Here is a 15,159-nt window from a genome sequence, read left to right on the forward strand (position 1 = left end):
TCCTTCAGCGATTCAATCACGCTTTTCTCCTTAAACAGCTGATGAAAAAGCCGTCTGAATGATAATGATGAGGATATATTTTTAACAACTTACCATCCAAACTTCCAGCAGCCGCAGCGCCGGCGTCCACCGTTATCACGTCAAAATTCGGATGTGTTTCAATAAATTTACTGACAACTTCGTCATTTTCTTCTCTGGTCATCGTACACGTGCTATAGGTTATTATACCCCAAAGCTTGACCTTTGTGGAAACACTGTCTAATATTTCTAATTGAATTCGTTGTAAATTCATAAAGTCTTCAGGCTTCTTATTATACCTTAAATCCGGCTTGCGCCGCAACAGACCCAGACCTGAGCATGGTGCATCCACCAGAATCCGGTCGAACGACGCATCGGCAAACTGCTCGGCGGCATGCCGCGCATCCAGACGCAGCGCCCTGACACGGTCGGCAACATGAAGACGCCGGGCATTTTCTTCAATCAAAGCTACTTTATGCTCATGAATGTCCAGAGCCGTCACCAGACCGCCTTGCGCCGCATCCAGATACGCGGCAATGTGTGTCGTTTTGCCGCCGGGTGCTGCACAGGCATCCAGCACCTGATGATGTGGTTCAAGCTGCATCGCCGGGGCGACTAACATCGAACTTTCGTCCTGAATCGTCAGGGCGCCGGCTGCAAACAGGCGGCTGCCGGCGAGATGCCCCTTCTCGGCAATGATGCCGACAGGCGAGAGAGAACTTTTTTGGCAGATGATGCCTTCGTCTTCCAGCTGAGACAGCGCCTCGGAAACAGTCAGGCGGGTCGTGTCGACTCTGGCGCTGGCACTGCTCGGCACCAACAGCGACAAGCCCATGCTGCGCGTCGTCTCCTCTCCCAGCAGCTCTGTGAAGTATGCGACCAGCCAGACCGGCAGGCTCAGTTCAACCGATAAGCGTTCATGATTGTCTGCAATCGTGTCAAACGAAGGAACCCCCTGCCGCTGCACAGAACGCAGGACTCCGTTCACAAACTTGCCGATGCCGACATTTCCCTTTTGTTTCGCTATTTCTACCGCATCATGCAAAATGCTGTAGTCGGGGACACGGTCCAGATAGACCATCTGGTAAACAGACAAGCGCAGCAGCTGCCGCACCCAACTGTCCACCTTCTTCGCTTTTTGAAGGAAAGGCTCCAGATAAAAATCCAGTGTCAGCTGGCGGCTGAGCGTGCCGTAAACAATCTCGGTAAACAAACCGGCATCTTTGCCTGACAGGTGATGACCGGCTATCACGTCGTTAACGAGCAGGTTGGAGTACGCCTTTTGTTTGTCGACTTTTATCAGCAGCTCCAAAGCGGCATACCGCGGGTTGGCAGCCAGACGCCGCCTCTCCGGCTTTTTTTTACCCAACACGATCGCCTACTTTCAATTCCTTGCCGACGCCATTTAAAAAATCGACAGCAGTCAGCTGGCCTTTGCCGGCCGGTTGCAGACGATTGATTTGCAGGACAGTCCCGCCTCCTGCCGCAATCCGGAAATCCTGTTTCTTAGCAGCAATGATAGTCCCCGGTTCGGCGCCGGTCGTTTCGTCTGTCGGCGTGACATCCCACAGCTTCCAGCGCTGTCCGCGGTAAGTCGTAAACGCCACCGGCCACGGACGCAGTCCCCTGACATGATAATCAATCTGTTCAGCTGATTGCTGCCAATTGATTTGTTCCTGCTCTTTGGTGATATTCGGCGAAAAGCTGACCAGCTGTTCATCTTGCGGCACAGCTTCAGCCGACCCGTCAATGATTGCCGGCAATGTTTCAAGCAGCAGGTCGCGGCCTAAAAGACTCAGTTTGTCAAACATCGTGCCGACATCATCTGCTGCACCGATGGGCAGGCTTCTTTGGCTGAAAACCGGGCCGGCATCCATTTTTTTAACCATTCGCATTATCGTCACGCCGGTTTCGCTCTCTCCTGACATGATTGCATAGTGGACCGGCGCTCCGCCACGATACTTTGGCAATAATGACGCATGCACATTGACAGCCCCATAGACTGGTGCATGCAACAGCGCCTCCGGCAAAAACTGCCCGAAAGCTGCCGTCACGATGAGGTCAGGAGCTAGCGACAGCACTTCGGCCATTTCAGGAGAGCCGGATATTTTTTCAGGCTGCAGCACGGGGAGGCCATGCGCGAGCGCTGCCTGTTTGACTGGCGGCGGTGTCACGATTTTTTTCCTGCCGACTGGCCGGTCCGGCTGTGTGACAACAGCCAGCACATCATAGCCGGCCGCAACCAGCCCGTCCAAAATCGGCACTGAAAATTGGGGCGTACCCATAAACACAATACTAGTCATCGTCATGTTCCTCCATATATTCCTCAAGTTCTTCCGGCGTCAATCGCCGAATCATGCGGTCAGTGAACAAACCGCCATCCAAATGCTCTATTTCGTGTTGAATAATCCGTGCGGCATAATCATGCGCAACCAGCTCATTTTCATAACCTTCCCTGTCCACATAACGGACAGCAATTTTGGCGGCACGCTTCACTGTGCCGAACACATCAGGAAAACTGAGACAGCCTTCCACATCAACTGCTTCACCTTCCTGCATGATGAGTTTTGGGTTAATCAGTTCAAGCGGTCCGCTCTCGTCATCCGTTTCAACAATCGCCACGCGCAAAGACTGGCCTACTTGCGGGGCCGCCAGCCCGACGCCGTCATAAGCCTGCATCGTTTCCTGCATATCATCCAGCAGCTGAATCACGGCGTTTGTTATTTCTGTCACTGCTGCCGCCCGCTTTGTCAGTATCTCGTCAGGGTACGTCACTATTGGTAAAATCATCATAAACTCCTTTAAATAAATTGTTGCGGTTCCACATCAATCGAGATGCGCAGACCCCGGCTGATTTCCCGCTGAGAGTCATTCAAAATCTGTTTCAGTCCGTCATGCAGCCGCGGCTCCTGTTTGTATTTAACCACGGTTTGGTACATATACCGTTTATTAACCCGGGCAACAGCTTTCGGTGTCGGCCCTAAAAGAATGGCCTGAGGCGATAAAAACTGTCTGAGCAGCACAACGATTTCATACATTTTTTTAGCCGCCGCAGCTTCTTCTTCGTGGCTGACTACCAGTTGGACCGTAAAATAATACGGCGGGTAGTTGCCGCGGTGGCGGATAAACATTTCCTTCTGATAAAACGCCTCATAGTCCTGTGTGCCGGCCAGCTGGACCGCGTAATGGTTCGGATTGAATGTTTGAATCAGCACTTCTCCCGGTTTTTCAGCTCTGCCGGCGCGGCCGCTGACCTGCGTCAGCAATTGAAATGTCCGTTCGCTGGCGCGAAAATCAGGCAAATTTAAAGCCGTATCCGCGTTCAACACCCCGACGAGCGTGACATTCGGGAAATCCAGCCCTTTGGCAATCATCTGGGTTCCCAGCAAAATATCCGCGTCGCCGTTGCCGAACTGTGCCAGCAGACGTTCGTGCGCCCCTTTCCTTCTGGTCGTATCGACATCCATCCGAATGATGCGGCTTTCCGGCAGCAGCTGGGCCAGCTCTTCTTGCACCTTTTGCGTACCGGTGCCATAGTAGCGTATTTTATCACTGCCGCAAATCGGACATTCTCTGGGAATCGGCTCCTCGTGTCCGCAATAATGGCACTTCATCTTTTTGGTATCCATATGAAGCGTCAAGGAAATATCGCAATTCGGACAAGGCAGGACATACCCGCAGTCCCGGCACATCACAAACGACGAATAGCCTCTGCGGTTCAGCATCAGGACACTTTGCTCCCCGCGTTCAAGCCGCTGGGAAAGTTTGTCCAGAAGCATCTGAGAAAAATTGCCGGTACGGCGCTGCTGGTATTCCTGTTTCATATCAATAATAGTGATGGACGGCAGCGAGGCCTCCGGGTTGGCACGCTCTTGCAGCTGCAACAGCTGGTACACATTTTTTTGCGCGCGGGCACGCGATTCCAAAGACGGCGTCGCACTGCCCAGAACAACCGGGCACTGATGATACTTGCCGCGCCAGATGGCCAAATCACGGGCGTGATAGCGGGGCGACTCGTCTTGTTTATAACTTGTTTCATGTTCCTCGTCAATGACAATCAGCCCGATGTTCGTCAGCGGCGCAAAAATAGCCGAGCGGGCACCAACGACGACCCGTGCTTCGTTCCGCTCGATTTTGCGCCACTCGTCGTATTTTTCCCCTTGCGACAGCCCGCTGTGCAAGACGGCTACATCCTGCCCGAAGCGTTCTTTGAAACGGGTCACTGTTTGAGGCGTCAAAGAGATTTCCGGCACAAGCATGACGGCTGTTTTGCCGCGAGCCAGAGCTTCGGCAATCCCCTGCAAGTAGACTTCCGTTTTGCCGCTGCCGGTAATTCCTTGCAGCAGAAACACACAGTGCTGATTAGCCGCCATCTTCTCCTTAATGGCATCGAGGGCTGACTGCTGTTCCGCATTTAACGGAAGCGGCAGGCTCTTTTTAAAAGTTTGGAAGCCGTACGGGTCGCGGTACACTTCTTTTTCAGTCAGTGTCAGCCAGCCGGCCGATTCAGCATCACGTATCGCCGGACGGCTGATGTCGTGCTCTTTCACTGCTTCATTGACAGTCATGCTGCCTGTCTTCAATGACAGCAGCAATGACAGCAGTTTTTTCTTTTGAACCGCATTTTTCCGTAACTTCTGCGCTTCTGCCTGTAAGTCCTCCGCTGACATGGACGGCTGCATCACTGTTATTTTTTTGACTTTGTTCTTCGTTTTGACTTCGTATTGAATATCCACTTTGCCGGCTTGCCTCAAAGCGATGACTTCCCGCAAATAAGGCGACGATACCACGTCCTCCCACGGCACTTCCGACAATCCCTGAAACACATCTTCTTTGATGTGTTCGGGCACCTCTTCATCTAAAAGGCACAATTTTTTCTGATAAGTCGAACGCATCACGCTCGGCAGCATCGTCTGCAGGCAAGTGATTTTAAATGAGAATGTCGTTTCTTTCATGTCATCTGCCAATAAAAGTAATTCATCGTTTAAAACTGGTGCTAAGTCCAGTACCGAGATAATCTTTTTCAGCGGCTGCGAAGCAGGAGTGTCAGTTTGACTTACCCCGACGACAAACCCTTGAATGTGGCGATTGCCATTGCCAAAAGGCACCTCCACGCGCATGCCTGTCTCCACCAATGTCAAAAGCTCTTCCGGAATCTCATAGCTGAACGGCTGATCTGTTTGTCTGGTCGGTACATCTACGATGACATGTGCAATGTGCTGCATTTCGCCACCACCTTTCGTTCTTTTTATTGTACTAAAATTCCCGGCATTTGTCTTTTTTGTTTTGTTCATAAAAATAGAACAAGCATGACTGCCTGCTCTATAATGTCTACATTTTACCTTCCATTTGAATGCGCTCTTCCAGTTCCTGCTGTTCCCGTCTTCTGGCTGCACGGCGCAACTCTTCTTGTCTCTTTAATAATGCCCGTTTCAATTCCGGATTCGGGTCAATCACCACATCGCCATTAGCGATTTCTTCAAGTGCCCGGCCGACATTTTTAAGTGAGGAAAATTTCTTTTCTTCAATCATCGGCTTGGCGCCGGCGTCCAGTTCATGGGCGCGCTTGCTGGCCAAAATCACTAGCGAATACTTTGAATCAATTCGTTCTAATAGATTGTCAATTGATGGATGTAACATCATTTATAGCCCCTTTATCATATTTTCGTATTTTTCTATCACGCGCGGCACTCGGTAGTGCTCGCTTTCAATAATTTTTTTTATGCGGTCAACGGCCAGCGAGACTTGGTCGTTGACGACTGCGTAATCGTAATGACGCATCATCTCGATTTCTGCCTTGGCTATTTCCATGCGCTCATTGATCACGGCCATATCATCTGTCCCTCTGCCGACAATCCGGGATTTCAGTTCGACCAAATCCGGCGGAGTCAGAAAGATGAAAACACCGTCCGGTACTTTTTCTTTCACTTTCATCGCGCCTTGAACTTCTATTTCAAGGAAAACGTCTTTTCCCTCTTCCAACGTTTTGTTCACATATTCAAGCGGTGTGCCGTAGTAATTGCCGACATATTCCGCATATTCCAGCATCTCTCCGGAAGCTATCAGTTGTTCAAATTCTTCCCTGGTGCGAAAAAAGTAATCCACTCCCTCTTGTTCGCCTGCCCTTTTTTGACGGGTCGTCATTGATACTGAATATTCGAAATCATTGTCATCACTTTCGAATAGTGCTTTACGTACAGTGCCTTTGCCTACTCCGGAAGGGCCGGACAGGACAATCAGTAATCCTTTCTGTGCTGACATGGTGTCTTCCTTTCACTTACAAGTTCTTAGATAGTTTATTACCTATTTTGCACTGTTTCTTATCTTTTTTCAAGTATTCCAGAAAAAAAAGCAAAATCTATTCGACATTCTGTATTTGTTCACGAATTTTTTCAAGGGTCGTTTTCATTTTGACAACCCGTTCTTTAATCGCAATCAGCGTTGTTTTGGAGCCGATTGTATTGATTTCCCGATTGATTTCCTGAATTAAAAAATCCATTTCTTTGCCGATCGGTTTATCCGAGCCGGTCATTTTGGCTAATGAAGCCAGATGAATGGCCAGACGATCCAGTTCTTCATGGATATCGCCTTTTTCAAGCATCAAGGTTACTTCAGTCAGAAGACGCACTTCATCCAGCTCGCCGCCTAACAAATCCGTCACTTTCTGGCGGAGCTTTTCCCCATACTCTGCTTCGAACTCAGCATGGTGCGCCCGCACTTCATCCGTATAAACACGCAACTGCTCCGCATAATCCACAATAAATTTGCGGATTTCTTCCCCTTCCGCCTGTCTGGAGTCATCAAGCTTTGCCAGTGCTTCGCCGCAAGCAGTCAGCACCGTCTGAAAAAAATCGTCCGTGGCGATTTGTTTGTCGACCACTTCAAAAAAGGTTTCCTGTTGAACGACACCGGACAGAAAATCAGCCACTGAAACAGGTGTGTCGCCGTAACGTTCTTCCTGTGCCCTCGTCAATTCATCAACGACTTTGTCCAGCAGCCGCCAGTGAATCTTAATGTCTTTAAAACTGTCCAAATCTTTCTGAATCGTGATGAAACAATCGATACGTCCGCGATTCACCGTCTTTTTAATCATCTTTTTCAGCGGCAGCTCCAGCTCATTGCACTCTCTGGGCATCCGCAGCTGCACATCCAAAAAACGGTGATTGACTGCCTTCATATCCACTTCAACTTGATAGGCATCCGTCACTTTTACGCTCTTGCCAAAACCGGTCATACTTTTCATCAGACAGGGTCTCCTTATCTACATTTTTTGCAGCGCTGTTTTCAGTGCCGCAAATTCTTCATTGCTCAACGTAGTGCCTTTGCCCATTTTTTCATGGTTCGGTGCCCAGTCCCGCAAATCAAATTTAGCCGGACGTCCGTTCCAGCTGACGAGATTGAGCTCTTTGCGCCAGCCCTTTGCATTTTCTGAAAGAACGGCTATTTCTTCTAAAATTTCATATGAAAAATCCTCTGCCATTATGTCTCATCCTCCTGATTGAGTAAAAATAATAAAAATAAAGCCCGGTAACTGTTTGCGATTGACATATCCATAAGCAGCGACAAGACATTGCCTTTGACTGACGACTCGTCTTCTGCCTGCAAAAACCTGCAATAGTCCAGAATCAGCTGTTTATCCGAAATCGGCAGCTGCTGTTTGATAAATTGCTGTGTCCACTCGGGAAGAGAGTACAGCATCTCGCCTTCAGTCGAATGCTCTTCTTGGTGGGAGCTGAGTTCGCTTGTCAGTTCCTCCAGCAGCGCCTGCAGTGTATAGACGCGTGTCGGGTCGATATCAAACAGCTGGGCACTTAATTCTAAAATGACCGTCACGACCGTTTCAGGAACGACCCGGCTGCCATATAGCTTGCGAAACGCGCGCAACGTGTCATCATGAAACAACCTGCTCTCCTTCAAAGGATAACGCGCGTCCAGAAATTTGACAAACGATTGCGTCAACTCTTGGCTCTCCTGCATGAAACGTGCCAAAGGAAACGTGTAGAATTTTCCGGCATACCGCTCAAATCGTTTCATGGTTTCGAAATAGCCCAGTTTCATGTTCCAGTCTGAACGCTTGCCGTCGAACAGCAGTACTGTCCCCAGACTCCACGGGCTTTCCAGCTGAATATACGAAATGTCCGGCGGCAGCCGTAGCGGCTTGGTCAGCCCCGGTCCTTTGACATTGACTTCAATGATTTCTGTCGCACCATGGGCCAGCAAAACATCTGTCGGGATATTATTCCGATAGCCGCCGTCAACATAATACTCGCCGTCCACTTTAGCGGCTGCCATGGCTGGGAAAAATGACGCCGAGGCAAGCAGCCACAAAGGCAAATCGCTCTCTTTAGTGTCGGCTAGGGAAATGACGGTTTCTTTCATATCCGGGATATGCGTTGTGACAATGAAAAAATCTTTGCCTGAGCGGCTGATTTTTTGCTGATCCATCATGTCTGCAATCAGCTGCTGCAAAGGGGCCGTACTGACACCGACGTTTCTGATAGCTGACACTGTCAGCTGCTGAATCGCTGAGACCAGTCCTTCCGGCGACAGTGCCTCAACACCCGCTTTTTTTTCGCTCGGAAACGAAAGAATCTGCTGCGTGTCGATGTCCTGCCACATCTTGACGGCCGCATCCAGCTCCCCTTGTAGTATCAGACCGCCGTTCAGCGCACCGACTGATGTGCCGCTGACCATTTCAAAGCTGATGCCCAGCTCCTCCAACGCGCGCCAAACTCCAATCTGATAAGCGCCTCTTGCGCCGCCCCCGCCGAGCACAAGACCGGTTCGGTAAGACAGCCGTGTGGCAAAACATCGGTAATTAGCCAGCTGCTCCTGCTGATACTGTCTTTGGGCAAAAAAATGATTGACGCGATTATCAATATCCCGAATACAAAACGAAAGCTGGGACAAACGGTAGTTTTTGGCCAGTAAACACAGTTCCCGCTCAAATACCGACAGGCGTGTCAGCGGATTGTCCGGCCGGTCCAGCACCAAGGCGTTCTTAACTTGCAGCAGACCGTCTTTCATTACCACATGGACCGCAGCCATGAGACGTTTATGTGCCGCATAGCCAAAAACGCGACTGTATTTATTCTGATGGTACAAGGCTTTTTTTAATTGCCCGCAAGACTGGCTGCGCGTCGCATAAAAAGGCAGCAATTGCAAACTTGTTTCAGCCATTTCAGCTAAAGCCGGCCAATCCGACGGGTATAATTTTTCGCAGTGCACCTGATTCCCTCCTCACTGAAAACCGATTGCTTCATGCGGATGACCACAATAAAAAACTGTCTATTTGATTTCTTTGTTTGACTAACAACCCATTCACTCGTATAATATTACTATGTGAGATTAAAGGAGGCGAAAAGAATGACCGACAAAGAGAAGACTGCTGCAGACTCAGAAAACAGCGTCAAACGCTTCACACAGTTTTTATCTCGTTCGTCACAGAAGTTCTTATCATCATTTTTAGATGACGACATCAAGCTGCAGGAACAGCGTGACACCATTACCCAGAAAATCAATTTGGCCGTCGCTCAAGGAAGCATCGTCGTCATTCAATATCGTACAGCCACTAATTCCCGACAACGTGCCGCTTTCGAGTCAATTGTCGGCCGGATTTACCGGCATCAGACCAATTCAGACTCGCTGGTCATAAAATTGCAGTCGACTAATCAGGTCCGGATGATTTCCGCCAAAAACATCAAGCGCATCACCCTGATTAATTCAAGTACACCTGATACATTATCAGCCAATCCGTAACGAAGCAACGCGCTTCGTTATTTTTTTTCCAAAATAATTTGCGCAACAGCCGTGGTATCGGTATGGGTAATGGAAACATGCGCCCGTCCGTCAAAGGGCGACTGCGAGACATACGGACTGCCGTTGTCGTGCTTGAGTATCTCAATATCTCTTAAAGTCACTTTGCCGATACCGGTGCCGTAAGCTTTGGAAAAAGCTTCTTTGCACGCAAATCTGCCGGCAAGAAATTCGGTTTGGCGCTTGTGGCTGCCTAATTGATCAAAGAGCAGCCGTTCCCGGGCTGTCAGTACCCGATTGATGAATTTGGGATTGCGGGTAATAATATCTGAAATGCGCACCAATTCCACCGCATCAATGCCGATGCCGTATATCATGGACAAATCCCCTCCTATTAACATGTCATTCCCATTATAATACAAAAAAAGCTAATATTAAAATTAGCTTTTTTTAAGTTACTTATTTTTTGAGCGAATCACAAAACCGCGCTTGTCGTTGCCGCCTGATTTTTTGTTGCCGGAACGGCTGCCTTTATTGTAACCGCCTTTGGACCGGCGATTGTCCCGGCCGCCACGGTAATTGCTGCGACGGTCGTAATTTCCGCGACTGCCTTTTTTAGCAGACGGAAGCGGCCGTTCAGGTGTAATTTTGACTGGCACCGCCGATGCATCATCTTTAGCGACTACCTTCACCAGCAAAGCGGCCAAATTCTCAGCCGTGTAGTTTTCAAGCAATTCACTTGCTGCGTCAATGTAATTTTCCAGACCATTTTGCTCCAGCAGCTCATCGATTTCTTTGACAGCTGTACCAATTTGTCCTTCAAAAGCTTCTTTTTTAGATGGTGGACGCAGTGGTGACATCCGTTTTTTCGTTAATTTTTCAATCACGTGCAAGTAGCCCATCTCGTTCGGCGTGACCAATGTGATGGACATGCCGTCCTTGCCCGCACGCCCTGTCCGGCCGATCCGGTGAACGTAGCTCTCAGGGTCTTGCGGAATATCGTAATTGTACACGTGGCTGACTCCGGAGATGTCCAATCCGCGGGCTGCCACATCGGTAGCAACCAAAATATCCAGTTTGCCTTCTTTAAATGCCCGAAGAACGCTCATGCGTTTTTGCTGGGACAAATCGCCGTGGATTCCTTCTGCTTTGTAGCCGCGTGATTCCAGACCTTTTGCCAGCTCATCCACCCGGCGTTTAGTCCGGCCGAAGACAATTGTCAGTTCCGGGCTTTGCACATCAAACAAACGTGTCATGATGTCAAATTTTTCAAATTCTTTGCAGCGGACGTAGTACTGGTCAATCAAGCTCGCTGTCATTTCCTTCGCCTTGATTCTGACATGTTCCGGTTCTTTCATAAACTGAACGCCAATCCGTTTGATACTGTCCGGCATAGTCGCAGAAAACAATAATGTTTGCCTTTCCTGCGGCACTTTGGAAATAATCAGTTCGATATCTTCCAAAAAGCCCATGTTCAGCATTTCATCTGCTTCGTCCAAAACGAGTGTTTCGATGGTTTCCAGTTTGAGCGTCCGGCGGTTGATATGGTCGATCAGCCGGCCCGGTGTCCCGACCACGATATGCGGACGGTCTTTCAAGCCTCTGATCTGACGGCCGATATCGGCACCGCCGTAAACGGCCTGCACACGAATCCGTTTGTTCTTTCCTAAACGATACAATTCTTCTTGAGTTTGAATCGCCAGTTCTCTCGTAGGCGCAATCACAAGTCCTTGCAAGACCCGCTTTTCCGCATCTATTTTCTGCAGCATCGGCAAGCCGAACGCTGCCGTTTTCCCTGTACCTGTCTGAGCCTGTCCGATAACATCCTTGCCTTCCAATGCCAATGGAATTGTTTCTTTCTGGACAGGTGTTGCTTCTTCAAACCCAACTTGTTTGACTGCGGTCAGTAATTCCTGCGCAAGTCCAAGTTCACTAAATTTCAAAAGGGTTCCTCCTAATTTTTCTTTGTATTTCATTTCCTAACGACGTACATCCGATTTATGTTATCATGTTTTCAAGAAATTTTCAATAATTTAATCCTGAATTAGAGCTGCGACGACCGCATTCAACCCCATTCCGTTGCTAGCCTTGAGAAAAACTGTGTCCGTCGGCTGCAAGTCTTGCCGTAAAGCAGCAATCAACTGTTCTTTCCCGGTTTCCGGAAAATAAGCCACTGCCCCCGGCGGAAATGCACCGTTAATCCGTTCGGCCAAATACGCCATGTGAGTACCAAATAAATAGACTTTGTCGATTTTATCCGGCTGCAGATGGTCGGCAATACTCTCATGAAGCGGTTGAGTCAGCTCGCCTAAATCGAGCATGTCGCCTAATACCGCCAGCTTACGCCCTGATGTTTCCAAATCTGAAAACGTATCAAGCACCAGCCGCATCGCTGTCGGATTCGCATTGTATACATCGCTCAATATAGCAGCTCCGTTAGCGGCAGTGAGCCATTCCGTCCGGTTCTTGGTCAGTTTGAATGCCACCAATCCCTGATAAATGTCAGCCTCTGTCACACCAAAATGCTGACCGATAATCAGTGCAATCAACGCGTTGTTCACATTATAACTGCCTAAAACCGGGATGACGTATGTTTTCGGCGACAATTCAGGCACAGCAAAAGCCGTCTGTTCTTTGTCTTCAGACAACACGCGGCTGCGATACACATCCTGCGAACCGCCAAACGTAATCACTTGTTGGGAACACGCTGCAACAAGAGGCGTCAAAAGCGGTTCATTACCGGGGACGACCAGCAAGCCGTCCGATTTCAAACCATCAGTGATTTCCATTTTTGCTTCCGCAATGCCTGCCCGTGAGCCCAAGTGTTCAATATGAGACTCGCCAATCATCGTAATGGCTGCCACATCAGGTTGGGCGATGCGGGAAAGCACACTGATTTCCCCTTTGTGGTCCATCCCCATCTCCAAGACCAGCATTTCGGTGTCGGCTGCCATGTGTAAAATCGTGTACGGAACGCCAATATGGTTGTTATAGTTGCCTTGTGTGTGATACGTGCGGTAGCGGGTGCCCAAGACAGACGCTGTCATATCCTTCGTCGTTGTTTTCCCGTTGCTGCCGGTGATTGCCACCACTTTTGGATTGACCTTTTGCAAATAATACGTTGACAGCTGCTGAAGCGCAAGCAGCGTATCCGGAACGAGCAAATGCGGGTAATCGCCTGTCAGCGGACGACTGGTCAGCGTCAAGACCGCTCCAGCTGCAAAGGCCTGCCCGATGAAGTCATGCCCGTCGCGCGTCCCCTGAAGCGGCACAAATAAACTGCCGGGCTGGATGCGTCGCGTGTCAAACTCTACTCCGGTCACTTGCACCTCGCCGTATGTCTGCCAGTCATTTGTCGCATGGACTGCTTCAGCAATTTCCTGTAGTGTTAACATAACATCTTCCTCTTTTCATACAATGAAGAAAGGCTGAACCTGATGTCCAGCCGACTTCTACTTTATGACTCTTACATTCTGCTTTTCTTCAAACCGCAGTTTAGCCAGCTGAATCAGTTCTTCCAGCAAATCGCCATAATTCAGCCCCATCTGCTTCCATAACAGCGGGTACATGCTGTAAGGCGTGAAGCCCGGCATCGTATTGACTTCATTTAAAAAGAGTTCGCCATTGCTGGTCAAGAAAAAGTCGCAGCGCGTCAAGCCGCAACCGTCCAGAGCAGCATAAGCTTTTTCTGCATATTCCCGGGCTTTTTTGTGCACGTCTTCGGAAACTTTTGCAGGAATCTGCAGTGACACCTGATTGTCGATATACTTCGATTCATAGTCGTAAAAAGCCACATCTTTGACAATTTCCCCTGCAAGAGTGGTGCGGATTTCTTCATTGCCGAGCACCGCAACTTCAATCTCGCGTGCGTCAATTCCCTGTTCAACGACGACGCGGTAGTCAAAACGAAAAGCTTCCTTAATAGCTGCAATCAGCTCATCACGGTCGGCGGCTTTGCTGATGCCGACACTTGAGCCCATATTGGCTGGTTTGACAAACATAGGATAAATCAGTGAGCCTTCACACTGATTGTAGATTTCTTCGGGATTCAGCTTCCAGCTCATTTTTGTCACGGGAACATAAGGCAGCTGCGGAATACTCACCTGCTGAAACACTTGTTTGGCCATGATTTTATCCATGCCGCATGCGCTGGCAAGCACACCGGCTCCTACATAGGGGACTTCGAGAATCTCAAATAACCCCTGAATCGTGCCATCCTCGCCATTTGGTCCATGAAGCACGGGAAACACAATGATGCCGTCTTCTTTGATTTCACATGGTGTGATTTTTTTGCCTTGACCATTTTTATCAATGTGCAGCTGATGCTCCTCGGCAGGCGCTTCAGCCAGCAATGGACCTTTCAACCAGTCACCTGACTGTGTGATATATATAAGCTGAACTTGATAATAATCATAATAAATGGCTTGCAAAATTGAAAATGCTGACAAGATAGATATATCATGCTCTGCACTCTTTCCACCATAGATAAGAGCTATTTTCATTATACCCCTCCTTTGTCTTCCGCATCTCATTATACTTTATTTTTTTTGAAAAAACCATGCCCTTATCAGCAAAAGAAATAACCTAAAGCTCGCTTTAGGTTATTATTTCAGCAAAATCCCAGTCCATTTCTTCTTTTTGCAGGTGCCATTTCTGTTCTTCGCTGTCATAAGTAATCGTGCAGGCCAGTTCCTGTCCGCCAAACGACTGCTTGTCCACATTCCGGAAATTATCTTCCACGATATACGCACGTATTTCAGATAAGGATGATTGCGATGTTATATTGACTAAATCAAAGGCTAAGCCGTCTTGCATACAGCCTTTCAGCTCACTGATAAGCGGCAGGGGGACGGGGCGTACGTCGATTTTTTTCCGGCTCAAAAAAGAGCGTCTGCGATTCAACCAGTGCGACATCTGCTGAGATAATTTTTCCGATATCAAACAAAAAAACTCATCAATGTGGCGGTAATAAATTTTACTGGTCGCATCGTCCAGACCCAAAAAAACAAAATCATTTTGGAGTTTATAAAAAAAAGGCGAATGAAGTGATTTCTTCATGTGGGAAAAGTACAATAACTCAGAAATTTCCAAAGCAGTCAACTGCTTCAATATTTCATATTCCTTGAAATCAATCCACTTTATATCGCTGTTGCTGCGGTTTTCTAATTTTAAAAAATAGCTGTTCACTTGATCTTCCCCGCGAACAACTTTCAAGCCTGTATGATTTTCATACTCTCCATCTGTTTCATTTGCATTCAATAACAGGATGTTTTTCGGGCGGTTTTGCGTTGAATGATTAAATTCAACGTGTGTAATACCTTTTGTCAAAACGGCATTACTCATTGTATCCAAATGGACATACAAATAATCTATCAACAGCTTTCC

15 protein-coding genes are annotated in these 15,159 nt (G+C 48.5%); 1 reads left to right on the plus strand and 14 read right to left on the minus strand.

Features of this window, described 5'->3' with window-relative positions; translation table 11 throughout:
- Positions 1-16: 16 nt before the first annotated feature.
- The 9 genes from rsmB to CBF27_RS07595 form a co-directional block, all read right to left on the minus strand.
- On the minus strand, positions 17-1,387 hold the full coding sequence (rsmB, locus tag CBF27_RS07555; RefSeq protein ID WP_126813754.1) for a 16S rRNA (cytosine(967)-C(5))-methyltransferase RsmB: 1,371 nt from the start codon (positions 1,385-1,387) through the stop codon (positions 17-19).
- Positions 1,380-2,321: a methionyl-tRNA formyltransferase gene (gene fmt / locus CBF27_RS07560; protein ID WP_126813712.1), complete on the minus strand. Its 942-nt coding sequence runs from the start codon at positions 2,319-2,321 to the stop codon at positions 1,380-1,382. The genes rsmB and fmt overlap by 8 nt, the downstream gene beginning before the upstream one ends.
- Positions 2,314-2,808, minus strand: a complete 495-nt coding sequence (gene def, locus CBF27_RS07565; protein WP_211334635.1) for a peptide deformylase — start codon at positions 2,806-2,808, stop codon at positions 2,314-2,316. Before def ends, fmt begins: the two co-directional genes overlap by 8 nt.
- An 11-nt stretch (positions 2,809-2,819) precedes the next feature.
- A complete protein-coding gene (gene priA / locus CBF27_RS07570; protein ID WP_126813714.1) occupies positions 2,820-5,243 on the minus strand; it encodes a primosomal protein N' in 2,424 nt (807 codons plus the stop codon).
- A gap of 106 nt (positions 5,244-5,349) precedes the next feature.
- Positions 5,350-5,661, minus strand: coding sequence for a DNA-directed RNA polymerase subunit omega (gene rpoZ / locus CBF27_RS07575; protein ID WP_126813715.1), 312 nt, complete (start codon positions 5,659-5,661; stop codon positions 5,350-5,352).
- On the minus strand, positions 5,662-6,279 hold the full coding sequence (gene gmk, locus CBF27_RS07580; RefSeq protein WP_126813716.1) for a guanylate kinase: 618 nt from the start codon (positions 6,277-6,279) through the stop codon (positions 5,662-5,664).
- A gap of 97 nt (positions 6,280-6,376) precedes the next feature.
- On the minus strand, positions 6,377-7,261 hold the full coding sequence (locus CBF27_RS07585; protein WP_126813717.1) for a YicC/YloC family endoribonuclease: 885 nt from the start codon (positions 7,259-7,261) through the stop codon (positions 6,377-6,379).
- Between the two features lie 18 nt (positions 7,262-7,279).
- A complete protein-coding gene (locus tag CBF27_RS07590; RefSeq protein ID WP_126813718.1) occupies positions 7,280-7,498 on the minus strand; it encodes a YdbC family protein in 219 nt (72 codons plus the stop codon).
- Complete coding sequence (locus CBF27_RS07595) at positions 7,498-9,246, minus strand: patatin-like phospholipase family protein (protein WP_126813719.1); 1,749 nt, start codon at positions 9,244-9,246, stop codon at positions 7,498-7,500. Before CBF27_RS07595 ends, CBF27_RS07590 begins: the two co-directional genes overlap by 1 nt.
- 138 nt (positions 9,247-9,384) lie before the next feature.
- Between CBF27_RS07595 and CBF27_RS07600 the strand changes: the two genes are divergently transcribed.
- A complete protein-coding gene (locus tag CBF27_RS07600; protein ID WP_126813720.1) occupies positions 9,385-9,777 on the plus strand; it encodes a hypothetical protein in 393 nt (130 codons plus the stop codon).
- A 17-nt stretch (positions 9,778-9,794) separates the two neighbouring features.
- Here CBF27_RS07600 and acpS read toward each other — a convergent pair whose 3' ends face one another.
- The 5 genes from acpS to CBF27_RS07625 form a co-directional block, all read right to left on the minus strand.
- Positions 9,795-10,151, minus strand: a complete 357-nt coding sequence (gene acpS / locus CBF27_RS07605; protein WP_126813755.1) for a holo-ACP synthase — start codon at positions 10,149-10,151, stop codon at positions 9,795-9,797.
- Positions 10,152-10,229: 78 nt separating this feature from the next.
- Positions 10,230-11,717, minus strand: a complete 1,488-nt coding sequence (cshA, locus tag CBF27_RS07610; RefSeq protein ID WP_170175043.1) for a degradosome RNA helicase CshA — start codon at positions 11,715-11,717, stop codon at positions 10,230-10,232.
- A gap of 90 nt (positions 11,718-11,807) precedes the next feature.
- Positions 11,808-13,169, minus strand: a complete 1,362-nt coding sequence (locus CBF27_RS07615) for a UDP-N-acetylmuramoyl-tripeptide--D-alanyl-D-alanine ligase (RefSeq protein ID WP_126813722.1) — start codon at positions 13,167-13,169, stop codon at positions 11,808-11,810.
- Between the two features lie 57 nt (positions 13,170-13,226).
- Positions 13,227-14,276, minus strand: a complete 1,050-nt coding sequence (locus CBF27_RS07620) for a D-alanine--D-alanine ligase (protein WP_126813723.1) — start codon at positions 14,274-14,276, stop codon at positions 13,227-13,229.
- A 94-nt stretch (positions 14,277-14,370) separates the two neighbouring features.
- Positions 14,371-15,150 carry a hypothetical protein gene (locus tag CBF27_RS07625; protein WP_126813724.1) on the minus strand — a complete coding sequence of 260 codons (780 nt, stop codon included), beginning with the start codon at positions 15,148-15,150 and terminating at the stop codon, positions 14,371-14,373.
- Between the last annotated feature and the right edge of the window lie 9 nt (positions 15,151-15,159).

This window comes from Vagococcus acidifermentans, assembly GCF_003987655.1.
GTDB lineage: Bacteria > Bacillota > Bacilli > Lactobacillales > Vagococcaceae > Vagococcus_B > Vagococcus_B acidifermentans.